Origin of the sequence: Acinetobacter sp. WCHAc060025 (genome assembly GCF_004209355.1) — a bacterium.
GTDB classification, from domain to species: domain Bacteria; phylum Pseudomonadota; class Gammaproteobacteria; order Pseudomonadales; family Moraxellaceae; genus Acinetobacter; species Acinetobacter wuhouensis.
Window position 1 is genome coordinate 1 of the sequence record NZ_SGSX01000026.1, and the last position, 25,712, is coordinate 25,712.

Annotated in this window: 21 protein-coding genes and 1 pseudogene; 17 read left to right on the forward strand and 5 right to left on the reverse strand. The window is 37.9% G+C overall.

The genetic code is table 11. The annotated features are described in order from the left end of the window. Both EXE09_RS16910 and EXE09_RS16915 read right to left on the reverse strand, forming a co-directional pair. Positions 1-313, reverse strand: a pseudogene (locus EXE09_RS16910) (hypothetical protein); the annotation flags it as partial. An 86-nt stretch (positions 314-399) separates the two neighbouring features. Beyond that, positions 400-2,232, reverse strand: a complete 1,833-nt coding sequence (locus EXE09_RS16915; protein ID WP_130118037.1) for a phosphoenolpyruvate carboxykinase (GTP) — start codon at positions 2,230-2,232, stop codon at positions 400-402. Between the two features lie 409 nt (positions 2,233-2,641). Between EXE09_RS16915 and EXE09_RS16920 the strand changes: the two genes are divergently transcribed. The 4 genes from EXE09_RS16920 (at position 2,642) to groL (ending at position 6,809) form a co-directional block, all read left to right on the forward strand. Continuing rightward, the gene (locus EXE09_RS16920) at positions 2,642-3,580 is read left to right on the forward strand and encodes a diacylglycerol/lipid kinase family protein (RefSeq protein ID WP_068975450.1); all 939 of its coding nucleotides are present in this window, start codon (positions 2,642-2,644) and stop codon (positions 3,578-3,580) included. Continuing rightward, on the forward strand, positions 3,561-4,331 hold the full coding sequence (locus EXE09_RS16925) for a metallophosphoesterase family protein (RefSeq protein ID WP_130118038.1): 771 nt from the start codon (positions 3,561-3,563) through the stop codon (positions 4,329-4,331). Before EXE09_RS16920 ends, EXE09_RS16925 begins: the two co-directional genes overlap by 20 nt. A gap of 453 nt (positions 4,332-4,784) precedes the next feature. After that, on the forward strand, positions 4,785-5,075 hold the full coding sequence (locus EXE09_RS16930) for a co-chaperone GroES (RefSeq protein WP_068975448.1): 291 nt from the start codon (positions 4,785-4,787) through the stop codon (positions 5,073-5,075). A gap of 99 nt (positions 5,076-5,174) precedes the next feature. Beyond that, on the forward strand, positions 5,175-6,809 hold the full coding sequence (gene groL, locus EXE09_RS16935; RefSeq protein ID WP_068975447.1) for a chaperonin GroEL: 1,635 nt from the start codon (positions 5,175-5,177) through the stop codon (positions 6,807-6,809). 98 nt (positions 6,810-6,907) lie between these two features. Here groL and EXE09_RS16940 read toward each other — a convergent pair whose 3' ends face one another. After that, positions 6,908-7,678, reverse strand: coding sequence for an AraC family transcriptional regulator (locus EXE09_RS16940; RefSeq protein ID WP_130118039.1), 771 nt, complete (start codon positions 7,676-7,678; stop codon positions 6,908-6,910). Positions 7,679-7,856: 178 nt separating this feature from the next. On the opposite strand from EXE09_RS16940, the gene EXE09_RS16945 reads away from it, so the two are divergent. The 12 genes from EXE09_RS16945 (at position 7,857) to EXE09_RS17005 (ending at position 20,516) form a co-directional block, all read left to right on the forward strand. Then, entirely contained in the window at positions 7,857-9,011 is a 1,155-nt protein-coding gene (locus EXE09_RS16945; RefSeq protein ID WP_416332373.1) for an MFS transporter, read from the forward strand. Between the two features lie 266 nt (positions 9,012-9,277). Then, positions 9,278-10,450, forward strand: coding sequence for a helix-turn-helix transcriptional regulator (locus EXE09_RS16950; RefSeq protein WP_130118041.1), 1,173 nt, complete (start codon positions 9,278-9,280; stop codon positions 10,448-10,450). A 129-nt stretch (positions 10,451-10,579) separates the two neighbouring features. Then, the gene (locus EXE09_RS16955; RefSeq protein WP_171478642.1) at positions 10,580-11,308 is read left to right on the forward strand and encodes a UTRA domain-containing protein; all 729 of its coding nucleotides are present in this window, start codon (positions 10,580-10,582) and stop codon (positions 11,306-11,308) included. 385 nt (positions 11,309-11,693) lie between these two features. Continuing rightward, positions 11,694-12,737: a putative 2-aminoethylphosphonate ABC transporter substrate-binding protein gene (locus EXE09_RS16965; RefSeq protein WP_130118043.1), complete on the forward strand. Its 1,044-nt coding sequence runs from the start codon at positions 11,694-11,696 to the stop codon at positions 12,735-12,737. A 95-nt stretch (positions 12,738-12,832) separates the two neighbouring features. Further along, on the forward strand, positions 12,833-14,056 hold the full coding sequence (locus tag EXE09_RS16970) for an ABC transporter ATP-binding protein (protein WP_130118044.1): 1,224 nt from the start codon (positions 12,833-12,835) through the stop codon (positions 14,054-14,056). Further along, positions 14,050-15,765 (forward strand): putative 2-aminoethylphosphonate ABC transporter permease subunit, encoded by a 1,716-nt coding sequence (locus EXE09_RS16975; RefSeq protein ID WP_130118045.1) that lies wholly within the window; start codon positions 14,050-14,052, stop codon positions 15,763-15,765. The genes EXE09_RS16970 and EXE09_RS16975 overlap by 7 nt, the downstream gene beginning before the upstream one ends. 125 nt (positions 15,766-15,890) lie before the next feature. Then, positions 15,891-17,045 carry a TIGR03364 family FAD-dependent oxidoreductase gene (locus tag EXE09_RS16980; RefSeq protein WP_130118046.1) on the forward strand — a complete coding sequence of 385 codons (1,155 nt, stop codon included), beginning with the start codon at positions 15,891-15,893 and terminating at the stop codon, positions 17,043-17,045. 56 nt (positions 17,046-17,101) lie between these two features. Then, positions 17,102-18,250 carry a 2-aminoethylphosphonate--pyruvate transaminase gene (gene phnW / locus EXE09_RS16985; protein ID WP_130118047.1) on the forward strand — a complete coding sequence of 383 codons (1,149 nt, stop codon included), beginning with the start codon at positions 17,102-17,104 and terminating at the stop codon, positions 18,248-18,250. 59 nt (positions 18,251-18,309) lie between these two features. After that, a complete protein-coding gene (gene phnX, locus EXE09_RS16990; protein ID WP_130118048.1) occupies positions 18,310-19,125 on the forward strand; it encodes a phosphonoacetaldehyde hydrolase in 816 nt (271 codons plus the stop codon). 51 nt (positions 19,126-19,176) lie between these two features. Beyond that, entirely contained in the window at positions 19,177-19,692 is a 516-nt protein-coding gene (locus EXE09_RS16995) for a hypothetical protein (protein ID WP_130118049.1), read from the forward strand. Further along, positions 19,685-20,185 (forward strand): hypothetical protein, encoded by a 501-nt coding sequence (locus EXE09_RS17000; RefSeq protein WP_130118050.1) that lies wholly within the window; start codon positions 19,685-19,687, stop codon positions 20,183-20,185. Before EXE09_RS16995 ends, EXE09_RS17000 begins: the two co-directional genes overlap by 8 nt. 127 nt (positions 20,186-20,312) lie before the next feature. After that, the gene (locus EXE09_RS17005) at positions 20,313-20,516 is read left to right on the forward strand and encodes a hypothetical protein (protein ID WP_087553262.1); all 204 of its coding nucleotides are present in this window, start codon (positions 20,313-20,315) and stop codon (positions 20,514-20,516) included. 99 nt (positions 20,517-20,615) lie between these two features. Here EXE09_RS17005 and EXE09_RS17010 read toward each other — a convergent pair whose 3' ends face one another. Further along, positions 20,616-20,990 (reverse strand): diacylglycerol kinase, encoded by a 375-nt coding sequence (locus tag EXE09_RS17010; RefSeq protein ID WP_087553263.1) that lies wholly within the window; start codon positions 20,988-20,990, stop codon positions 20,616-20,618. Positions 20,991-21,144: 154 nt separating this feature from the next. Next, positions 21,145-22,296, reverse strand: coding sequence for a glycerophosphodiester phosphodiesterase (locus EXE09_RS17015; protein WP_130118051.1), 1,152 nt, complete (start codon positions 22,294-22,296; stop codon positions 21,145-21,147). Between the two features lie 273 nt (positions 22,297-22,569). Here EXE09_RS17015 and EXE09_RS17020 point away from each other — a divergent pair, with 273 nt between their 5' ends. Continuing rightward, positions 22,570-25,677: a multidrug efflux RND transporter permease subunit gene (locus EXE09_RS17020; RefSeq protein ID WP_130118052.1), complete on the forward strand. Its 3,108-nt coding sequence runs from the start codon at positions 22,570-22,572 to the stop codon at positions 25,675-25,677. The last annotated feature ends 35 nt before the right edge of the window (positions 25,678-25,712 follow it).

Genomic DNA, 25,712 nt, shown 5'->3' on the forward strand with positions numbered 1-25,712 from the left:
AAATAAAATATCTACGTTGTCCTAACCATTGATAATGATTATTTTCATCGAGTTGCAAAATAAACCAATTTTGTCCTGCAAATTCATTGTGATATTCAGGAGTGTAGTCGCCTATATACGAATCGGCGGGTTCGACTGGATTTACTAGGTGAATCAACCCTTGCCATTTCGGGTTAACTGCAGAGAGGTCAATTGAAACGAGTGGTAGCATATGTTTTGCAAGAAACTTATCAGAGCTTGCAAAGACTTCTTCGTTATCAGGCAAAATGGTTAAATAAGGCTGTGCTGTAGTAATGTTTTGAGTTTGTTTCATTTCATTGGCTTTTATTTTTAGTAATAATGATTAAAACATAAAAAAGACCGCTGTTCAGCGGTCTTTTTAAACTTAATTAATTAAAATTAAGCAGATTTTTTAACAGCTTCTAAAAGCTCATCTTGACGAGTTTTAAGTGCTTTAGGTAAACGATCACCTAATTTGTTGAACAATTCAGTATGGCTTTCAAGCTCTTTGATCCACTGATCTTTGTCTTGTGAAGTTACAAGATCAAATTGTTCTTTAGTGAAATCAGAACCAGTCCAGTTCAATTGTTCAAATGTAGGAACACGACCAATTGGTGTATCTACAGCAGTTGCACGACCTTCACAACGATCGATGATCCACTCAAGAACACGCATGTTTTGACCGAAACCAGGCCATACAAAGTTACCTTCAGCATCACGACGGAACCAGTTCACGTTGTAGATACCTGGAAGTTTGTTACCTGCAGCTTTTGCTTTTTCAGCAACTTCTTCACCTAGCTCTAACCAGTGAGAGAAGTAGTCAGCCATGTTGTAACCAGCAAATGGAAGCATCGCAAATGGATCACGACGAACAACACCTTGTTGACCAACAGCCGCAGCAGTTGTTTCAGAACCCATAGTTGCAGCTTTGTACACGCCATCAACCCAGTCAAATGCTTCTGAGATTAAAGGCACTGTATCTGCACGACGACCACCGAAGATGAACGCAGAAATTGGAACACCTGCTGGATTTTCCCAGTCAGCATCAATAGAAGGACATTGACCTGCTGAAACTGTGAAGCGCGCATTTGGATGTGCAGCTTTTTCTTCACCAGTGTGTGGTTGACCTTTCCAGTTTGTAAGGTTAGCAGGTACGTCTTTAGAAAGACCTTCCCACCAAACTTCACCATTGTCAGTCACAGCAACGTTTGTATAGATCACGTCTTTATGAAGTGTCGCCATACAGTTTGGATTTGTTTTAGTATTTGTACCCGGTGCTACACCGAAGAAACCAGCTTCTGGGTTGATTGCATATAAGCGACCATCTTCACCTGGTTTGATCCAAGCAATATCGTCACCTACAGTTTCGATTTTCCAACCTTCATAACCTGCTGGTGGAATCAACATTGCAAAGTTAGTTTTACCACATGCAGAAGGGAATGCCGCTGCGATGTAGTGTTTTTCGCCTTGTGGATTAGTCACACCAAGGATAAGCATGTGTTCAGCTAACCAACCTTGTTGACGACCCATAGATGAAGCAATACGTAATGCTAGGCATTTTTTACCTAACAAAGCGTTACCGCCGTAACCTGAACCATAAGACCAAATTTCACGAGTTTCTGGATAATGAACGATATATTTTTCAGGGTTACAAGGCCAAGCTACATCTTTTTGACCTGCTGCAAGTGGAGCACCTACAGTGTGTACACAAGGGATATAATCGCCATCTGTACCAAGTACGTCATAAACGGCTTTACCCATACGAGCCATTTTACGCATGCTTACAGCAACATACGGAGAATCTGTTAATTCGATACCGATGTGAGCAATATGAGAACCTAAAGGACCCATAGAGAAAGGAACAACGTACATTGTACGACCTTCCATAGCGCCATCAAACAAACCGTTAAGGCGAGTACGCATTTCAGCAGGAGCTTCCCAGTTGTTAGTCGCACCAGCATCTTCTTGTTTTTCAGAACAGATGTATGTACGACCTTCAACACGAGCAACGTCAGACGGATCAGAATTCGCTAAATATGAACCAGGGTGTTTTTCTTGGTTCAAAGCTTGCATAGTGCCGTTCGCGATCATCAAGTCGATATAACGTTGATTTTCTTCTTCGCTTCCGTCACACCATTCAATTTTTGCAGGTTTAGTTAATTTAGCAATTTCTTCAACCCATGCAATGAGCTTGGGATGACGAACGAATTCTGGTGCGTTCACTTGGGTCATGGTGAGGCCTATCTTAAAATATGTACTATTTTGTGTACAAATAACAATCTGAATGAAGTGGTACTCCATCCAAATATAAATATGAAAAAAAAGTGGCTGTATTAAACCATATATTCATGGAAAAAATAAGACTAAAGCCGTAAAAGATACCAAACGTAATAAAAAGGATAAGTTATTGTTTTTAAATTATTATATGGATAATTTGTCGAATATTTGGCACTATTCACCACAGTTATGTGTGATATTTTAATTGAGAATAATATTTATTAACAGATATTTATAAATCCATTGAGTGTTTGCTTTATCATTGATTAAATAAATGGTATTAATTCGAATTTTACATAAAGGTGCTTTTATTTGCCTATAAAATCAACGAAATTAGAGTGAATACTTCAAAATAATCAAGATTATGCGCCCAGATCTTAAACCATTATCGATGATTTACAATGAAAAATCAGGGTTTCATGCAAATGAAAAAGACGATATCTATGAAAAATTGATGACAATTTGGACATCATATGGCTTTGAAATACAGGTGTTTGACATTGCATCAGAGCAAAATATTCAAACATTAATGCAGAAAATTTATCAACGACATGCTGAATATTCACAACAAGGTGTGATTGTTGCAGCAGGTGGTGATGGTACGCTGAATGCTGTTGCTTCACAAATGTTGAACCAAGCGATTCCAATGGGGATTTTGCCATTAGGCACCTTTAATTATGTGGCACGGGTTTTACATATTCCGCTAGATATTCTCGAAGCCGCAAAAGTTATCGCTACTGGTGAGCCACGAGCCTCACATGTGGCATGTATCAATGATCAAATTTATTTAAATAATGCCAGTCTGGGTTTGTATCCTTTATTTATCAAAAAACGTGAGGAATATAATCGTAAGTTTGGACGCTTTCCTTTAAATGCCTATACCTCGGGTTTAGATGTATTGATCCGAGATCGTAAAGAATTAAAACTAGAGGTTGAAGTTGATGGGCAAAAGTATCCCGTTAAAACACCTTTGATTTTCTTTGGAAATAACCAATTGCAATTGAAAGAGTTGAAATTGAAAATTTCTAAATGTGCTGAAATTGGTGAAATTGCAGGTGTAGTGATTGCCAAAGGGGATAAGCGAACTTTATTTAAAACATTATTTCAAACCATTCGTGGCAAGTTAGAAAATGCATCAGATGTGTATAGTTTTGGTGCGCAAAAAGTCATTGTCTATTCAAAAAAGCCTAAACTGACCGTTGCAGTCGATGGAGAAATAGTTTCAATGACCACACCATTGTCCTTACATGTAGAAAAGAATGCTTTGAAAATCATGGTGCCACATGCTGCTGCATCTGTCTGATTTACACTTTGGCACTGAGCGAATTGAGTGTATTCGTGCAATTGAAAAGTTTTGTGCACTACATCAACCTGAAGTTGTGGTGGTGAGTGGTGATTTGACGCAACGTGCTAAATTTAAAGAATTCTTCGCTTGTAAGCAATTTCTTGAATCTTTAAAAATTCCCTATTTTGTCGTTCCAGGGAATCACGATATTCCACTCTATCATTTGTGGAACAGGGCTTTTCGCCCATTTGGTTTATACCAGCTTTTTTTTGGAAGTTTGGAAAGCACTTTATCGACTGAACATTTTTATTTAATCGGTATTAATAGTATTCGTCGTCGCTATCATACGCGGGGTTCTATTTCAGTTGAACAAATTCAACATGTAAATCAGCAATTAGAAAATGCACCGTTAGATAAGTTTAAAATTATCGTCAGTCATCAGCCTTTTTATACGACCAATGATGATCATCATTTAAAAGATTGTCCTGCTTTGGGACAGTTTGCGATTAAAGAATGGGGGCAACACCAGTTATTTGCTCTCTTGCACGGACATTTACATTTGGTCGCTGTTTATGATTTGAATAAAGAATTTAAATTGAATTTGAATAATCCTGTTTATGAAGTCCATGCAGGTACAGCCATATCGAGTCGCTTGCATAAAAATATGCCGAATAGTTTTAACGTGATCCATCGTGATAGCACTTTTCAGCACTATTTTTTTGATGAGCAGTTGCAAGAATTTGTTGCTAGAGAATCTTCTCCGGGCTGATTTTGATTTGATTTGATGTAATAGAATAAAAAAAACACAAATTTAATAAAAAAAATTGCTTGTTCCCCTTGAAGCTATTTTTTCCATCCCCACAAATGTGTCATACAAATATTTTGTCGATGACCAAGGGCGTGTTGATCATTCGTCTATGTTTGCGACAACGCGTATTTTTGATGATACGAGGCGTGAAATACGAAATTTAGTCATTCTAAATGAGTAGTTTGCAACGATGTAGCCGTAAAAATACGCTAGTCCCGTAGGGTTGTGGTTAAAATGATCTCAAACTTCGTTATGAAACTATAAAATGGAACCACCATTCTCTGCGTTTCATGTCTTGTTTGATCTATTTTAACCTACAACGCAAGCCATTTATGAAAGTTCAACACGCCCTAAATAAGAAGTCATCTTCACTCAGTAATCAATGACATTTTGACGATGTCTATGGAGTTTAATATGAGCAACATTCGTCCATTACATGATCGCGTAGTAATTCGTCGTGTTGAAGAAGAAACTAAAACTGCTGGTGGTATTTTACTTCCTGGTTCTGCAGCGGAAAAACCTGCGCAAGGCATCATCATCGCTGTAGGTAATGGTCAAGTGACTGATAATGGCGTACGTGCATTAGATGTAAAAGTTGACGATAAAGTATTGTTCGGTACTTATGCAGGTACAACTGTAAAAGTTAACGGCGAAGAACTTTTAATTATGAAAGAATCTGACATTTTAGCGGTACTAGAAGGTTAATTCAGACCATTTGATGATTCATTTTCAAATATAAAATTGAATAATCATCGTAAATATTGAAATCAGATTGTTAAAAATTAAAGAAAATTGGAGTTTAGCATGTCAGCTAAAGACGTAAAATTCGGTGATTCAGCGCGTTCAAAAATGATCGCGGGTGTAAACGTACTTGCAGATGCAGTTAAAGTGACTTTAGGCCCTAAAGGTCGTAACGTTGTGATCGACCGTTCTTTCGGTGCGCCACATATCACTAAAGATGGTGTGACTGTTGCAAAAGAAATTTCTCTAAAAGACAAATTCGAAAACATGGGTGCTCAATTGGTTCGTGAAGTTTCTTCAAAAACCAATGACATCGCGGGTGATGGTACAACGACTGCAACTGTACTTGCACAAGCAATCCTGAATGAAGGGATCAAATCTGTAACTGCGGGCATGAACCCAATGGATTTGAAACGTGGTATTGACTTAGCGGTTAAAGCTGTTGTTGAAAACATTAAAGCAACGGCTAAACCTGCTTCTGATACCAAAGCAATTGAACAAGTGGGTTCGATTTCTGCAAACTCTGATGAAACTGTTGGTAAACTTATTGCACAAGCAATGGAGCGCGTGGGCAAAGAAGGCGTGATCACAGTTGAAGAAGGTTCAGGCTTTGAAGATGCGCTTGACGTGGTTGAAGGTATGCAGTTTGACCGTGGTTATATCAGCCCATACTTTGCGAACAAACAAGACACTTTAACAGCAGAACTTGAAAACCCATTCATTCTTCTTGTTGATAAAAAAGTAAGCAATATTCGTGAGTTAATCACTGTTCTTGAAGCTGTTGCAAAAACAGGTAAACCGCTTCTTATCATCGCTGAAGATGTTGAAGGCGAAGCGCTTGCTACTCTTGTCGTGAACAACATGCGCGGTATTATCAAAGTATGTGCGGTTAAAGCGCCTGGCTTTGGTGACCGTCGTAAAGCAATGCTTCAAGATATTGCAATCTTAACAGGTGCAACTGTGATTTCTGAAGAAGTAGGCATGTCACTTGAACAAGCTTCTCTTCAAGATTTAGGTACAGCGCATAAAATCACAGTTTCTAAAGAAAACACTGTGATTGTTGATGGTGCTGGTGATGCAAATCAAATTGCTGAACGTGTAACTCAAATTCGTGCACAAATCGAAGAATCTACTTCTGAATACGATAAAGAAAAACTTCAAGAACGTGTTGCTAAACTAGCAGGCGGTGTTGCAGTGATCAAAATCGGTGCTGCAACTGAAGTTGAAATGAAAGAGAAGAAAGACCGTGTTGACGATGCACTTCATGCAACGCGTGCTGCGGTTGAAGAAGGCGTAGTTGCAGGTGGTGGTGTTGCACTTGTACGTGCTGCGAAAGCACTTGATGGCGTAGTTGGCGCGAATGATGACCAAACTGTTGGTGTTAACATTCTACGTCGTGCGATCGAAGCTCCACTTCGTCAAATCGTATCTAACGCAGGTGACGAGCCTTCAGTTGTAATCAATGCTGTGAAAAATGGTGAAGGTAACTTCGGTTATAACGCTGCTACTTCACAATATGGCGACATGTTGGAAATGGGTATCCTTGACCCAGCGAAAGTAACACGTTCTGCACTTGAGCATGCTGCATCTGTAGCAGGTTTAATGTTAACCACAGAATGTATGATTACTGATATTCCAGAAGACAAACCAGCAATGCCTGATATGGGCGGCATGGGTGGTATGGGCGGAATGATGTAATATCATCTCGATCTCAGATCATGAAAATCCTCGCATTATGCGGGGATTTTTTATGGCGTAAATTATGAGTTAATTTGAAAACATAATATTGAAATCACTCAATCTTTCCTAAAATGTTGTGGTGATTCACCCAAATACTTCTTAAACATCGCGCTAAAAGCACTGGAACTGTTATAACCCAAAGCTGATGCAATTTTAGCAATAGATTCACCACGAGAAAGTTTTCCTAAAGCTAAGGCGATATGCATTTGCTGAACCCAAGCCCGATAGTTTAACCCCGTTTCCTTTTGAAAAAGACGAATCAGAGTGCGGCTACTTGTTCCAATATGGTCTGCCCAAAGATTTAAATCTTTAGGATTATCCGGAGTTTCCATAAGGGCTTCACACATCTGAATTAAACGGGCATCTTTGGGCCATGGAATCACAATCGGAAAGCTAGAAGCTTGTTTAATTTCATTAAAAATCAATAACTGTAAAGCCTGTTCAATTTCATCAGTTTGTGTGCTTTCATGAATGTGAAAATTATCCAATTGATTAAAGCGCAACACCAATTCACGTAAAAGCTTGCTGATTCTTACAATAAAACATTGCTCGCCCAATGAATCAGCAGCTTTTTTATCAATTAAAACAGTACTTAATTGTACTTCACTGAGAGATACCACACTGTGCTCAACTTGTGCAGGAATCCATAAGGCACATTGGGGTGGGACGATCCAAACATGATCATGGGTATATACTCGAATCGCGCCCTCAGATGCATATAACAATTGCGCACGGCTATGTGTATGTGGCGGAATAATGCTGCGATAAGCATGTTGAGAGCCAAGCCCAATCATAAGTTTATGAGAATATTCAATGTCTGGAATCATAAAGACCTCAAATCATAAGACCGTATAAGCTGTGTCACTTATTCGATGATTATTGGAACTTACATGTATAAATGACAAATTAAAATAGCATACTCTTTAAAACTTTAGGGCGAAATTCATGCAAGCCTCTACTCAGTCCTCGATAAATCGCTTAGATGATCAAAATAAAAAGCAGATCATGGTGGTTTCAATTATTTGCGCTGTCGCATTTGCACATCTACTCAATGATTTGATCCAAGCATCTTTACCCGCAATTTACCCATTACTCAAAACAAATTTTTCTTTGAGTTTTACCCAAGTTGGGCTGATTTCATTGGTCTATCAAATTACAGCATCGTTGTTACAACCTTGGATTGGCTTATATACAGATAAACATCCGAAACCCTATTTATTACCAATGGGGATGGTTGTGACTTTGTTGGGGATTGGATTATTGGCAATTGCACCTACATTTACAGTGGTATTGATTGCATCTGCTTTAATTGGAATCGGGTCTTCAACATTTCACCCTGAAGCATCTCGGGTTGCCAGGTTCGCTTCAGGTGGAAAGTTTGGTACAGCTCAATCTATTTTTCAAGTTGGCGGCAATTCAGGTTCGGCAATCGGTCCGTTATTGGCAGCCATTATTATTGTGCCATATGGGCAATATGCGATGGCATGGTTTATGATTTTTGCATTTATCGCCATTTGTATTCTATTTAAAGTCAGTCAGTGGTCAGTTCAATATGCGCAAAAAATTGTCAGCAGTGCTGCGTCCACAGCATACAAATTAAATGGCAGAACTTTAATCCGTGCTTTGGTAGTAATGTCTGTATTGATTTTGGCAAAGTTTACTTATATTGCAAGTCTAAGTAATTATTATACTTTTTATTTAATTGATAAATTTCATGTTTCATTGCAGCACGCACAATTGTATCTTTTTGCATTTTTAGCTGCTGTTGCAGTCGGTACTTTTGCAGGTGGACCGATTGGAGACAAAATTGGACGTAAAGCCGTTATTTGGATTTCATTTTTAGGTATGGTGCCTTTTGCTTTAATGCTTCCGTATGCCAACTTGTTTTGGACGATTGTGTTCGCAATGCTATCAGGATTAATCCTTTCATCTGCTTTTGCTGCTATGGTGGTCTATGCGCAAGAAGCTGTGCCTGGGCGTGTCGGAATGGTTGCGGGGATGATGTTTGGTTTAATGTTTGGAATCAGTGGGATCGCGGCTTCAGCACTGGGTATGCTTGCAGATCAGCATGGTATTCAATGGGTATTTAAATTATGTGCATTTATCCCATTGCTTGGTTTAGCTACAGCTTTACTGCCTAAAACCAATGGAAAAAATTAAATTTTAAAAATACCAGACGGTCATCGTTAAATCTTGATCGTCTTGGTATTATTATTTATTTAAATATTTTTTATTATTTAATTTAAGTGTTTAATATCGAATATGATTTTTTAATTTTTAATGTTAATACTTTTACCAAAAAATAAAATAACTAAATTATATGCTTTTTAATGATATTTTCTATTTTAAAATGATTATAAATACAGTTGTATTTACATAAAAAATACAATATATTGTGGCTATTAATACTTTATTATATTAATACAATGAATTTAATAGATATTTACCATAATGAGCTATGTGATTTAATTTGTAGGATATCGATTGATAAAGATGGATGGTTAAATTTTTCTAAACGATTATTGGAAATTTTAGATGCCTCTTATGTTCATATTCAAGCAATCGATCTTCATTATAATACTGTGTCTTTTAGTAATGGTCACGGAACCTATCCAAAAGAATATTATGCAAGTACTGAATTAGATTATATACGCTACCCAATCGAAGATGATCCGCGTTGGGAAAAATTTTTGGATCCCAATAGAAAAGGTTGGTACCAATGTCATACGCATGTGAGTGAAGATTTTGTTCAAAACTCAGATTTATATCAAAAAATTTTGCTTCCAGTTGGGCTTAGATATGTTGCTACACATGAACTGATTTGGAATGAAAAATTGTGTGTCTTTTTGAGTATCAGTACAACGAGAGAACGAAAACCACTCAATCAAACAGAACTTGAGTTTTTAGATACTTTATTACCGCATTTAAAACGTGTTGTGATGTCTCAAAAAAACATATATGAGTTTTCTCATGATAATATTGTTGGATATAATTTAATAGACCTGCTAAAGCAACCTATCATTTTATTAAATTTATCAGGACAAGTCGTACATTTAAATCAAAAGGCTAATTTTTTTCTTCAAAATAATAAGAACATAAAAATTGAAAATAATAAGTTGGTTTTGTCAGCCTGTAGCCAAAATCAGTTTATAGATTATCTTTACCAAGTTGAAAAGACTTTTCGATATAAACCAGAAGAGCTAGAGCAATTTAAAAACTCCGTTTTTTTTACCAAAAATTCAAATATTCAGTTCGGAATTAATTTGTTAGTTTCTGAAAAGGAAAAGTCATTTTTTGGGATTCGTCCGCTAATTATGTTGAGCTTTACTGAAAATTTAATTTTAAAAGATGAAAATATTCAGCCTAATAAAATCAAGTATGTTTTAGAGCATGAAACTTTAAAGTATAAATATAAGCTTTCTAAAAGAGAGATTGAGGTTTGTGAGTGGTTTGTGAATGGTTTAAAGCTCGAGCAAATTTCAGTACAAATGAATATTACACTCAATTCGGTGCGGACATATTTTAAAAATATTTTCCATAAAATGGAATGCAATTCGCAAGTCGAATTGATGCAATTGTTGATGAATCTAATCACTTAATCATATTGCAGAACAGCAAATGATAAGAAGATTGAAAAAGACTAACAAAGGAAAATAATAAGTATAAATGTCATCGCATCGACTTAATATTTGGGTATATTAGTAGAAATTTTCACAAAATAAATCAGTATGTCTGTCCAAGAAACATCTTCACGTGTTCCTAAATATATTGTGATTCGAGATGCGATTGCGCATGAGATCGAATCGGGGCAATGGAGTGCCAATACCAGACTTGCTTCAGAACGTGTGCTGATGGAGCAGTTTGCAACTACACGTGTTGCAGTGCGTGAAGCTTTGTTGGCTTTGGAAATGGATGGACTGATTTATCGTTTAGACCGCCGTGGTTGGTTTGTGCGTGCACCGCGCATTATTTACTGTCCACAATCGACCAAAAGTTTTAACCAATATGTAACGGAACAGGGCGGTGTACCAAGTACCGAATTGATTTCTGCGGAATTGGTACAAGCAACGGCTTGGGATGCAACACATTTAAAAGTGAATGTGGGCGATGACATTTATTCGATGTGGCGACGTCGTAGTATCAATGGTCGCCCTGCGGTAGTGGAACATTTACGGATTAATGCAAGTTTATTTCCTGAGTTTTTAGAACAAAATTTAGAAGATTCTATCACGATTCTGATGGCAGAACATTATCAACGTCAATTAACCCGTGCGCATATCAGCCTTTATCCAACTGCTTTGTCGGAGCAACAAGCCAAGGCTTTGCATGTCAATGTCGGCAGTATGGGGTTATATATTTGTCGTACCAATTGTGATCAAAATGGAGTGATTACCGATGTTGACCAAGAATATTGGCTGCATGATGTGCTTGATTTGCATTTTGAAGCGTCAGAATAAAGTAATGTGAGTGTACAAAATTTTTTGTAATTTAATTTGGATAAGATTTAGTTGTGACGGAGTCTTACTTCAAAAGTTTTAATTTCAGGATTAGCCTTCGGCTCGACCTACTTTTCTTTTGGGAAAAGTAGGCAAAACCATTGTCCTTCGCAAAACTCGTCAACTACCGAATATTGATTAATTATGTCGTAGAAACATTAACTTAATTATGTAGTCTTGCCTCAAACAGTTGCGAAGGACGTTTCCGCGTATCAAATTTCGAGAGGAATTTAATTAGAAAAACGGATAAAATAATTAATCTGGTTTAAACCAGATTAATTAAACTGTCACAAACTTTTGTTGAAATACAGCTTATCAAGAAGCAGCATTCGTTAGGAATGTCACCATGAGCCCGTATTTAAAACAGCAGCAAAAGAAGCTCCTCGCAATTGGCACAAGTGTTGTATTGGCTTGCGTCAGTGCCGCATGTACTACATCGTCAACTTCAAACGATGTTGAACAAATCACGGTTTATACCGCCGTTGAAGCTGATCAACTCAAGCGTTATCAATGGGAATTACGCAAAGCGCATCCTGAATTAAAAGTAAAATGGGTACGTGATTCGACAGGTGTGATCACCGCAAAATTATTAGCAGAACAAAAAAATCCACAAGCCGATGTGGTGATGGGATTGGCATTGACCAGTTTATTGGTCATGGAAAAAAATGACTTATTACAGCCATATCGTCCAAAAAATGTCGAACAATTGAAAACTGACTTTTATAGCCAAAAAGACATTCCGACATGGACAGGGATGACCGCTTGGGAGTCGGCTGTCTGTGTTAATAAAGTAGAACTTGAAAAGAAAAAATTACCAATCCCGCAAACATGGCAAGACCTGACTAAACCTATTTATAAAGGTTTAATCGTGATGCCAAATCCTGCATCGAGTGGTACAGGCTATTTGGATGTTACGGCTTGGATGCAGATTTTTGGTGAAAAGCAAGCTTGGCAATATATGCAGGCACTCGATCAAAACATTTCTCAATATGTCCATTCAGGCTCGAAGCCTTGCAAGATGGCAGCGCAAGGAGAAACGGTCATTGGTATTTCATTTGGTTATCCGGGATTTAAACTTAAATCTCGTGGTGCACCTTTAGAAATTGTTTATCCAAAAGAAGGCTTAGGTTGGGAAATGGAAGCCTCGGCGATTGTCAAAGGCACGAAAAAACTCAGTAGCGCAGAAAAGTTTATTGATTGGACCGTCAGCCAAGCCGCCAATGAAGCTTATGCACAAAACTTCTCGATGGTGGCTCATCAAAAAGTGCACAGCAAAAATGCAGACTTCCCGAAAAATTTGTCACAGCAGTTGGTGAAAAATGATTTTTATTGGGCAGCCGAACATCGTGAATCAATTTTAAAACAATGGTCAGCACAATTTGAAAAGTAATGAATCATTCAGAATTAATTATTCAAAATGATTTATTTAAAACAAATGATTTTCAACAAGATATTCCAAATTAAGCATTAAAAAACAGGTGCAATATGCAAATTCCGTCGCATTTACAAAATAGCAGGACAGGGCAAGCCATGCCAAATTCGGCAGGGCATCTGCTCTCAACCTTAAGAACTTTTAAAATGGCGGAGTCGAAAACCATACTCGAAGCGATTGATATTCAAAAATCATTTGGTTCAAGTCGGGTATTGGAACACATCAATCTTGACCTCAAAGCAGGTGAGTTTGTCAGCTTTTTAGGTCCATCGGGTTGTGGAAAAACCACCTTGCTACGCATCATTGCAGGGCTTGAACAGCCTGATTATGGCAAAGTGATTAAGCAAGAGATTGATATTACTCATTTCAATACAGCAAAACGTAAATGTGGCATCGTATTTCAAAACTATGCGTTATTTCCGAATTTAACCGTGGCGGAAAATATTGCATTTGGTTTGCATAAGAAAGATTGGACAACACAAGAAATCCAATATCGTGTGAATGAATTATTGCACCTGATTGAATTGCCGAACATTGCAGAAAAATATCCCAATCAATTGTCAGGTGGTCAGCAACAGCGTGTGGCTTTAGCCCGTGCGATTGCGCCAAATCCTGATATTTTACTTTTGGATGAGCCATTATCCGCTTTGGATGCGTTGGTGCGTTTAAATCTACGTCAAAAAATTCGTAATATTCAACGTCAACTCAATCTGCCTGCGATCATGGTCACGCATGATCAGGAAGAAGCGTTAAGCATTTCTGATCGTGTTGCGGTGATGAATAAAGGCGTGATTGAGCAACTCGATACGCCACATAATATTTATTACAAACCACAAACCCGTTTCGTGGCGCAGTTTATTGGTTCGATGAATTTTATGCAGGCGGTGGCAGTCGATGCACATCATTTGAAAATGGATGAGCAATCACAGATTGAATTTCCGCATTTAACATTTGCCAAAGATGAGCAATTCGAAATCGCTTTTCGCCCTGAAAATGTCAAACTTGTGACTGAAAATGAACCATCGAATGAATATTTAAATTTAGCTGTTCGTATTGTCAACACTGAATTTTTGGGTGCAAAACGTCGTTTATTTTGTGTGATTAAAAATCAAAATGCATCAGATGGCAGTGTTTCGGATGGCAATGTTTCAGATGAGCAAGTTTTACAAGTCGATGTCGATCATCAACAGATGGCGATTGTACAAGATGACATGTACTTACAAGTGCCAATTCGTGCTTTGCATGTATTTGATGCACGAGGGCATGCGAGATGTTAAATCAATCTGCTGCCGATGCATTATTAAAAACGCAGACAGCGCATCGATCACGTTATTCATTGCTTTCAAGTGCAGTGTTATTTGTCGCAGCGATTCTATTAACTTTGAGTTTAATCGCACCTTTAATGCTGTTAATGCAAAGCGCATTTTTAAATGAACAGCATCAATTTATCGGTTTTGAAAATTTTGCTGCTTATTTCTCTAATCCTGCTTTGATCTCATCCATTTTCAATTCAATGTGGATTGCGATCACGGCAATGTTGATCACAGTCAGCTTGGCGAGTGTTTATGCATTTGCATTAACCAATTGCAATATTCGGGGCAAAGCCTTCTTTAAAACAGTGGCATTTTTACCGATTCTTGCACCTTCGATATTGCCCTCATTGGCCTTAGTGTATTTGTTCGGTCAGCAAGGTGTGTTCAAGGGCATCATGGGCGAGGTGCAGATTTATGGACCACTCGGCATTCTGATCAGTTATTGTTTTTGGCTGTTTCCTGCCATGGTGATGTTAATGATGGGCGCATTTCGTCATATAGATCAACGCTTGATTGAAGCTTCACATGCTTTGGGTAAAAATACTTTAGAAACGCATTGGGCGGTGACTTTTCCTGCGATTCGCTATGGTTTAGTCAGTGCCTGTTTGGTGGCATTTACCTATGTGATTACTGATTTTGGGATTCCCAAAGTGATCGGTGGTTCATTCAATATGATGGCGTTGGATGTGTATAAGCAGATCATTGGTCAGCAAAATATGAATATGGGTGCGGTGATTTCGATTCTATTGCTGTGTCCTGCGGTGTTGGCATTTATCTTTGATCGTTATCAAAGTCGTCGTCAGGAACGTTATCAAAATTTCCAAATTCAGCCTTATCGTCTACGTGCCAATCCTCGTATTGAAAAAGCCTTAACCGTATTTTGTGGTGTAATTTCAGGTGGTATTTTACTGATCATCATCACTGCGATTCTTGCCTCATTCATTCGCTATTGGCCTTATGATTTGTCACTGACCTTCAATCATTATCGCTTTGATTATGTCGATGGTGGCGGTTGGGCAAGCTATTTTAACTCGATCAAATTAGCATTATTCAGCACTGTTTTTGGTACGATTTTAATCTTCATTATTGCCTTATTCAGCGCACGTTTTAAAGCACATCCTTTGCTGAAAAATTATGTACAAGTCTTGGTATTATTGCCTTTGGCTGTGCCGGGATTGGTGTTGGGTATTACCTATATCTTATTCTTCAATGCACCGCAAAACCCTGTGTCTTTGCTGTACGGTACGATGACGCTGTTGGTGATTTCCACCATTATTCATTATTACACTGTGCCACATATGACGCTGACTCATGCGATTCAACAGATTCCAAATCAACTTGATCATGCAGCACAAAGTTTGGGGACTTCACATTGGACAATGTTCCGTAAAGTCTATTTGCCTTTAACGTTTCCTGCGCTGTGTGATGTGTCGGTGTATTTATTTGTCAATGCTATGACTACGGTTTCAGCTGCAATTTTCCTTTACTCACCTGATACCAATTTGGCTTCGGTGGCGGTACTGAATATGGATGATGCAGGAGATACCGTGGCTGCGGTTGCGATGAGTATTTTGATTTTACTGACATCATGTACCGTCAAGTTGTTGCATTGGTTACTGACTCGAAAAATGATGGCATCAAGCCAACGATGGCGTGAGCAAATTCATTCATAAGTCATTGATAACAGAATGATCATTCAACATTAACTTCTAAATTTTTAAACCAAATGAATTAAACGCTTTTTTCAGGCGCTCGGGATTTTGCATCCTGAAAAAAGCAAATAAGGTGGAAAAGTGGCATGAATACAGCACAATTTGACTTAATTATTGTCGGTGCAGGCATTTTAGGATTATCGGCTGCAATCCAAGCAGCAGAGCAAGGATTAAAAGTGCAAGTCTTTGAAAAAGATGCCCAAGCTATTGGTGCAACACGCCGTAACTTTGGCATGGTTGGAACGTCTACGCTTAGTCGTCCCGATGCGAAATGGCGTGAATATGCCTTGGCAACCCGTGAATTTTATCAACGAATTCAAGCACACACCGATATTTCATTTCAACAGCGTAATGGCTTGTATGTGGCAAATACAGAACTTGAATGGCAAGTGTTAAACGAATTTGCTCAAGTTGCACCTGATTATCAGATTCCTGTGAGTTTATTATCAAAACCACAACTCTTTGATCAATATGATTATTTAAACCCTGAAACTGCACTACGTGGAGGTATGGTGTTTCATGAAGATTATTCAGTTGAGCCACATTTAATCGGTCAGCGTTTATTGCAATATGCTGAAAAAATTGGCGTGGAAATTCAGTGCAATGCATGTGTAGTACAAACACAGTCGAGCCAAGACATGGCACGTATTCACTTAGCGACAGGGCAAACCTTCACGGCAAATAAAGTTCTGATTTGTCATGGTGAAGTCACGCAATTGCTCTATCCCGATCTATTACAACAAAAAGGTTTATTGCGTTGTGCTTTGCAAATGGCACTGACTAAACCGCTCAACGTGAATCTCAAAGCGTCGATTTATTCAGGCTTGTCGATCTCTCGTTATCCTGCTTTTGAAATTTGTCCGAGCCATCAAGACTTACGCAACGAATCACAAATCGGTTTGGTAGAAAAATACGGCATTCATATTCTGATTAAACAAAATCAATTTGGACAAATTATTTTGGGCGATAGCCATGAATATTATCCAATTGAAGATGTACCACAATTTAATCAACGTGAAGAAATTAACCAATTCATTTTGCAATATTGCAAAGAAAACATCGGTTTGCAACTCCCTGAAATTGAATCTCGTTGGAATGGTTATTACCTGACCCATCCAACTGAATTGGCATGCGTGACAGAAGCTGAACGCAATATTTTCCTTGTCAGTGCAATTGCAGGAAAGGGCATGACCACAGGCGCAGGTTTTATGAAAGAAATGTTAGAAAATTATATTTTGTAATCTGGTTTAAACCAGATTGATTTATACTGTAAGAAATTGGACAAAGGTTAGGCGAAATGAACGCAAAAATTGAACTTGAAAATGAAATTTCAAACAAAGCTACACAGGAACTTGAGAATAAATACTTATTGCTGACACCGGGACCCTTGTCAACTTCGACAACCGTGCGCCGTGTGATGCAACGTGATTGGTGTACGTGGGACAAAGAATATAACGCTTTGGTTCAGGATATTCGCAGTCGTTTGGTGGCTATGGCGACAGCACAACCTGAGCAATATAGTGCGGTGTTGATGCAAGGTAGCGGCAGTTTTTCTGTTGAATCCGTCTTAGGTTCTGCGATTCCCAAAGATGGCAAAATTTTAATTATCAATAACGGTGCTTATGGCGCGCGCATGGTGCAAATGGCACGTTGCCTGAACATTGATGTGGTGGAATTACGCTATCCTGAAATGCAAATTCCCCAACTCGCAGTTATTGAAAAAGCGCTTGAAGATGAGAGCATAACTCATGTGTCATGTGTGCATTGCGAAACGACGACAGGTTTGTTGAATCCGATTCAAGAGATTGGACGCATTGTCAAAGCGAAAAATAAAGTGTGGATCGTCGATGCAATGAGTTCTTTTGGCGGTGTTCCAATGGACATTGCAGAATTAGACATAGATTTCCTGATTTCAAGTGCTAATAAATGCATTCAAGGCGTACCGGGTTTTGGTTTTATTTTGGCAAAACGAGAGCAATTACAGGCATGCAAGGGTTTGGCACGTTCAGTCAGTTTAGATCTATACGACCAATGGAACACCATGGAACAGCAGGGTGGTAAATGGCGTTTTACTTCGCCAACCCATGTGGTACGTGCATGTTATCAAGCCTTGCTCGAGTTGGAACAAGAAGGCGGTGTCACGGCTCGTTATCAGCGTTATTTGCATAATCAGCAACGCCTAGCGACAGGCATGCTAGCCCTTGGTTTTGAAATGGTTCTAGATCAAAACACACCACAATCTCCAATTATCACCACATTCCTTTATCCAAATGAAGATGATTTTAGCTTCCAAGCCTTGTATGAAAATCTAAAAAAAGCAGGTTTCGTGATTTATCCGGGCAAAGTCACTGATCTAAATTGTTTCCGTATTGGCAATATCGGTGAGGTTTATTTGGATGATATTGAACGACTTTTAACAGCGATTGAGCAATATCGTCAGGCTTAATTTTATTTTCACAATTTATTTATATATCAATTTAATACACAAACTTTTAGGACAAATTTATGAACACTTCACATTCAGCATTACAAGCAATTGTTTTCGATTGGGCAGGTACAACAGTAGACTTTGGTTCACGTGCACCAATTTTGGCATTCATGGCGCTATTTGCAGATAACAAAGTTGCAATTTCAATTGAAGAAGCACGTGCGCCAATGGGTTTAGAAAAACGTGATCACATTGCAGCTGTGTTAAAAATGCCACGTGTTGCAGAGGCATGGAAACAAGCACATGGTGCAGAAGTGGCTATCGCAGATATTGACCGTTTGTATCAAGACTTTATTCCGTATCAATTAAAAAGCATTCCAACCTGTTCAAAATTGATTCCGGGTGCATTAGAGGCATTTGCAGATATTCGTGCGCGCGGTGTGAAAATTGGTAGTAATACAGGTTATGCGTCGATGATGATTGGTCAATTGGTACAAGATGCGGCAGATCAAGGTTATGTACCAGACTGCATTATCACCGCAAGTGATGTGAAACATGGTCGCCCATATCCTGAAATGTTGTGGAAAAACTTGATTGAACTGGATGTAACAGATATTAAAACTGTGGTGAAAGTCGATGACACGGTGGTTGGAATTGAAGAAGGTTTAAATGGTGGTTGTTGGACTGTTGGCTTGGCTGTGAGTGGTAATGAAGTCGGTTTAAGCTTTGAGGAATGGTCTGCACTTTCTGCAACTGAACAAACTCGTTTAAAAGAAAAAGCTTATGCAAAAATGAATGCTTCAGGCGCACACTATGTGCTTGATAGTATTGCTGATCTACCGGCAGTTTTGGATGCGATTGAACAGCGTTTGGCGAATGGTGAGAAGCCTTAATTGGATTGAACATTCTATTTGTGAACACCAGTCCCTGCGGCTGGTGTTTTTGTGCTGACAAATAAAATCATTTCTGATAATGTAATTATGTTGCTTGAAAATGATAAATCTATGAAAAAAATTATAATTAGCTTGAGTTTGTGTTTAGTTGGATGTAGCGAAACAAACTATGAATCAAATCGATTTTATCAGGAGGCTCGTGCGATTTTCCAAGATTATCCTTATAAAATTGTATATGGACAAACAAATACAGAATCGATCTTACTCAATTTGGAAATTGATAAAAAAGATATAACGATTGCAGACTTAAATCAGTTAAAACAAAAGATCGTGCAGCGCGGATGGGACTATAATTATGATTTAGATGGTTATTATTGGTCTTATTGTTCTGATACTAGCCATGATGCAATCCAAATTTATTATCCAAATGAAAAAGTCGTTAAAGATAGAAATGGTGATTATTTTAGCGGGAGTTTAAACCCAAATGTCGTACATATTTGGATGACAAATTATAAGTCAGATGATCACCATCAAGAAACAACTGAATGTAAGGCAGCACATGGTTAAGTTTTTAAGTATCATTATATTGTTAAGTCTTCTCACAGGGTGCGTGAGGGATAATAAATTATACGGCTTAAATTTAGATCAGCTACAACAGTATGTTGATACACCAGAACAAAAATACTTTCAGTCTTTTCAAGATATTTTTAGGAATTACGATCTAACGCTTTATGAAGTTTTGTCGATACGTGCAGATAAATATTATTATTTGCTGTCTAAAGAAAATGCATTTAATCAAACAGTTTATGATCATGAAATAAAACCAAATTTACTTAAACATGGTTGGACTTTAATTGAACAGAATCCTTATGGGGAACTCTATTGTGATAAAAATAATCATGCGCTAGGAATTACTTTTCCTGTCGAAGATCAGTATTTGGATGGAAAAAACACAGGGTTTTATACATATCAATTCTACAAAAAAGTAGCGATAACCTTTGATTTTAATCCATATAAAAACGGAAGAGTATGTATTGAAAAATCTTTTGAAGTTAGATAAGTCTTATTTAAATTCGACCATTTCAATCGGTATTTTTTATATAAATCTTTGAATCATGATGGCTTTATAAGCAATCATGAAATTAAGATGTATACTCGATCTATATTAAAAGTATTTGGGGTTAAAAATGTCTTCAAAATTTGTGATTCGTTTTGCCTGCGTTTTATTGGCGATCTTATTGGTTGTCGGTTTGGGGATACATTTCACGGTTGCACCAGAATTGACTACGATGATTTGGATTTTCACAGTGCCATTGATTTTGGCTGTGCCAATTTTACTTTCAGTGGTCTTAGCAACGGATGATGAGCTTCAGATTCCTGCGCATAAATAATTTGAAGATTTAAATCAAGAGCCGTCAGATGACGGCTTTTTTGATGTTGCATGAAGCATATATTTGATTGAATAGAAATATTGCTTATATAAAATATCTTTATTTAAAAAGAATAATCACCCAAGTAAAGAAAATAATCGCTTGAGCTACAAATTGCGCAGCACTTCCCATATCTTTGGCATTTTTAGAAAGGGGATGGCGTTCTAGAGAAACACGATCGACTACAGCTTCAAGTGCAGAATTAAATAATTCAACAATAATTGCCAATAAACAAACACCAATCATCAACGCTTGTTCAACGTTGTTGATGTCTAAGAAAAATGTAATGGGAATTAAAATGACGTTAATTAAAACAATTTGGCGAAAAGCGGCTTCATTTTGAAAAGCAGCTTTAAAACCTGCTAAAGAATATCCCGTCGCATTCAGGATACGTTTAAAACCTGTCGTACCTTTAAAAGGAGAATAGTCACTCATAAAATCAAAGCTTTCAAATTTTTGAACAAGTGTACTATTTTAAGCTTAAAGGGGCATTAACTTATTATGAATAACACCCAAAATTTAGAAAAAATAAAGCAAGCTTTAGCTAGAGGGCTATAGCTTGCTTTATAAATTTGCGCAGAATAAAGATTTATTTTACAGCAGGATTTGCCTTTAAATAAGCATCTAAACTTTTGCGACCAAGTCCCGGATCATCAGTAAACACACCGTCAACGCCTGCTTTAAAGAACATTTCAAACTCTTTGCTTGCACCAGTTTCGCAACGTTTTGCGGCATCTGCTGTTGCAGTGCTACATTTTAAATTATCTGCCAAAAAGTTATTTTCAGGGCGGAAAGTATATGGATGTACTTTCAAATTTACAGCATGAGCATTGCTGACAAATGCGGAAGGAGCAGTATAAGTATCATTAAAAATATAGGGTTTCCAAGGACCTACACCATTGGCATATTGAGCAACATTTTTTAAACCATCAGCGGTAGCCATGTCGCCATAGGTGGTTTTAATGCCTTGCGCAACATAATCGGCAGGGCTTAGGTTTTTTTCATCATAAAGTTGAATAATTTTGGCATTTTTCAAAGATTTGTGTAGAGCTAATTGATCTTTAAAATATTTGAGATTGCTCACTTCAAATGATTGTAAATAGATAGGAGCAATGTCTCTGGTATATTTATATTTGGCTAAAGTTTTGAGTACGGGATCTTCTAAGCTTAAATTGATTTTCTGGAAATAGGTTGGGTGCTTTGTTTCTATATATAAACCGATCACTTTCCCTGTTTTTTGATAATGTTTATCTGCCAGTTCAATAATTTGTTCTAAAGTCGGAATCGAAAATTTATCATTATACTGTGTATTTTTAGGACGTAATGCAGGAATACGCTCACGGGCTTTGATTTGATTCAGCTCGCTTAAAGTAAAATCTTCGGTAAACCATCCTGTTAACGTTGCACCATCAATGATTTTGGTCTTTTTACGATCTGCAAATTGGCTCAGTGTGCTGACATTGGTGGTACCACTGATTTCATTCTCATGACGCGCAACTAAAAATCCATCTTTGGTCGAAACAAGATCTGGTTCTATGAAGTCTGCGCCGTCATCTATGGCTTTTTGATAACTTTCTAAAGTATGTTCAGGGCGTAATGCGCTTGCACCGCGATGTCCGACAATGATGATTTTAGGTTCTTTGTATTCAGTTTTTGTTGATGTTGAAAAATCATCATTATCATCATTACAAGCGGTGAATAAGGTCGCAAGACTGGTGATGAGCAAGGTTCTTTTTAGCATATTTTTCTCAAATTATTGTGTCGTTATGAAGATCAATATGAATATGAAAGTTGACATTTAGATGACAGCTTGATGAAAAATTAGCAGTGCTTATACGTGTGTAGCGCTTTAAATTTTGAACAAACTTCATAATTTCTTCATAATTAAATGAATAATTCAGTTTTCTGTTATTTTTTCTTGAGTTTTTAGCTCAAGTCACACAAGATCAATATAAAAGGAATGTAATACTTAGTCCGACATTTTCCTCATTTACTTGACGCGGAACCTAGTCTGATGCTCTCAAAATTTTTTATTCAACGTCCTATCTTTGCTTGTGTACTTGCTATTATCGTGATGGCATTGGGTATTTTCTCTGTGCTGAATTTACCTGTAGAACGATATCCAGATATTGCACCACCACGAATTTCTATTTCTACCACCTATTCAGGGGCAGATGCTGAAACGGTAGAGGAGAGTGTAACGCAGGTTTTAGAACAACAAATTAAGGGTTTGGATAATTTATTGTATTTCAGTTCGAGTAGCGATTCTTCAGGTCGTGCTCGAATCAGTGTAAGTTTTGAAAATGGGACAGATCCTGATACCGCACAGGTACAAGTTCAAAATAGTATTAATGGTGTACTTAATCGTTTGCCCGATGATGTGCAACGCCAAGGTGTGACAGTGAGTAAATCATTAGGTGATACCTTTATGGTGGTCGGTCTATATGATGAAACAGGTAAAAGTAACAATATTCAACTGGGTGATTATTTAGCAGATCATATTGAACAAGAATTGTCACGAATCGAGGGGGTGGGTGAAGTTGATGTTTTCGGTTCTCAATATGCAATGCGTATATGGCTAAATCCAAACCTACTTCGACAATATCAATTGATGCCAAGTGATATTCGAGCAGCAATTGAGGCACAAAATACGCAAGTTGCTGCAGGAGGAATTGGGGATTTACCTGTCGCTTCTGATCAATACTTAAATGCGAAAGTCACCGCAGGTTCTCGCCTTAGAACTGTAGATGAATTTAAAAATATTATTGTCAAATCCAACATTGATGGTAGTTATGTCTATCTCAAAGATGTCGCTCGAATTGAATTGGGCGCAGAAAATTATCAATCATTTAACACTATTAATGGCTATCCATCCTCGGGTATGGGGATTTCACTGTCTTCGGGGGCAAATGCTTTAGCAACATCAGCATTGATTAAAGCAGAGTTGGCAAAGGTTTCTGAAAAACTACCCCAAGGTTATAAGATCGTTTATCCACGTGATAACACACCATTTGTTCAAGAGTCGATAAAAGAAGTTGTTAAAACCTTATTTGAAGCCATCGCTTTGGTAGTTTTGGTCATGTTCGTGTTTTTACAAAGTTGGCGGGCAACACTGATTCCCACAATCACTGTGCCCATCGTGATTCTCGGAACATTCGCCGTATTGTATGTTTTGGGTATGAGTGTGAATACCTTAACGTTATTTGCACTGGTTTTAGCAATTGGTTTATTGGTCGATGATGCGATTGTCGTGGTGGAAAATGTCGAACGACTGATGCATGAACAAGGGTTGACAGCCAAACAAGCTTCAATTGAATCTATGCAAGAAATGACAGGTGCATTGATTGGGATAACCGTGGTATTAACTGCTGTTTTTATTCCGATGGCATTTTTTGGTGGTTCAACAGGTGTGATTTATCGACAATTCTCTATCACCTTAGTGGCAGCAATGATGCTGTCTTTATTCGTAGCTTTGATTTTAACGCCTGCATTGTGCGCTATTATTTTAAAACCTAATCCTAAGCCGATGCGCTGGGCGATTTGGTTTAACAGCAAACTCGACAATTTGAAGCAATCTTATATTGGTTTGATTCAAAAAACTTTAAATTTAAAGTGGGTCATTCTCACTATTTTCATAGGTTTAATTGCAATATTTGCATTGATTTATCGTACATTGCCAACCAGTTTTATTCCGAGTGAAGACCAAGGCATGTTGAGTGTTCAGTTCCGTTTAGCGGATGGTGCGCCGATGTCGAGTAGCCAAGTGATTGGTGAAAATATTCGTAAATATTTCTTAGAAAAAGAAAAGCAAAATGTTGATATTGTCTTGATTCGTTATGGTCGAAATTTTTCAGGAACAGGGCAGAATCTTGGAACTGGTTTTGTGGCATTAAAGCATTGGGATGCGCGTGATGATGCTGAAAATTCAGCACAGGCGATTCGTGAACGTGCTATTCAATATTTCAATAAGGAAACCAATGCCAGAATTACTGTGAGTTTACCTTCTTCTGTGAGTGGTTTAGGGGATACCAATAGCTTAGAGTTTTGGTTGCAGGATATAAATGGTCAAGATCGTAAATACTTGGATCAACAATTTTCTACACTCCAAGAAAGTGCCAAGCAATTTAGTCATTTTGAAAATTTAGATAAAAAATCAAACCCAGATAAGTCGAAGCTGAAAATTCATGTAGATCAAAAGCTTGCTCTAGCAAATGGTTTAACTCAAACGGCGATTAACAATACCCTGTCTACAGCATGGGGGGGAAGTTATGTGAATGACTTTATTGATCGGGGTCGAATTAAACGGGTCATGATGCAAGGTGATGCAGAATTTCGTTCTAAACCTGAAGATTTACAATTTTGGACGGTTCGAAATGCGCAGAATCAGATGATACCTTTCAGTAATTTTGCAACGATCGGATGGGAAGGCGGACCAGATGTGGTTAATCGTTTTCAAGGCTATACCGCTTTGCAAATGCAAGCAGATACAGTGAAGGGCTCGAGTTCTGGCGCAGCGATGAAAGACATTGAAAATATGGTGAGCCAACAAGAGGGCTTGGATGTTGCATGGAGTGGTTTGTCATTTGAAGAACAAAAATCCAGTGGTCAGACTTGGTTACTTTATCTCGTATCTATTGGTTTTATATTCTTATGTTTAGCTGCATTATATGAAAGTTGGTCGATTCCAACTGCCGTGATTGCTGCAATTCCTTTAGGTATCGGTGGAAATATCATTTTTAGTAAATTGACTGGTTTTCCAAACGATATTTATTTCCAAATCGCGCTCTTAACCACCATCGGTTTGTCATGTAAAAATGCAATATTAATTGTTGAATTTGCTGCATTGGCACAAGAAAAAGGTATGACGGCGATTCAAGCAGCGATTGATGGTGCAGGGCTACGTTTACGTCCAATTCTGATGACTTCTTTGGCATTTGGTGCGGGTGTGATTCCACTTGTATTCGCATTTGGTGCAGGTGCTGCCAGTCGTCAAGAAATTGGTGTGAGTGTGCTTGGTGGGGTGATCTTTGGTACGGTATTGGTCTTATTATTTATTCCTTTTATGTATGTGCTGATTCGTTCTATTTTTAAATCTAAACAGGCATCCAGTGAAGTTGAATGAAGCACTTTGGGATAATAGGGTTTTAAAATGTCTGT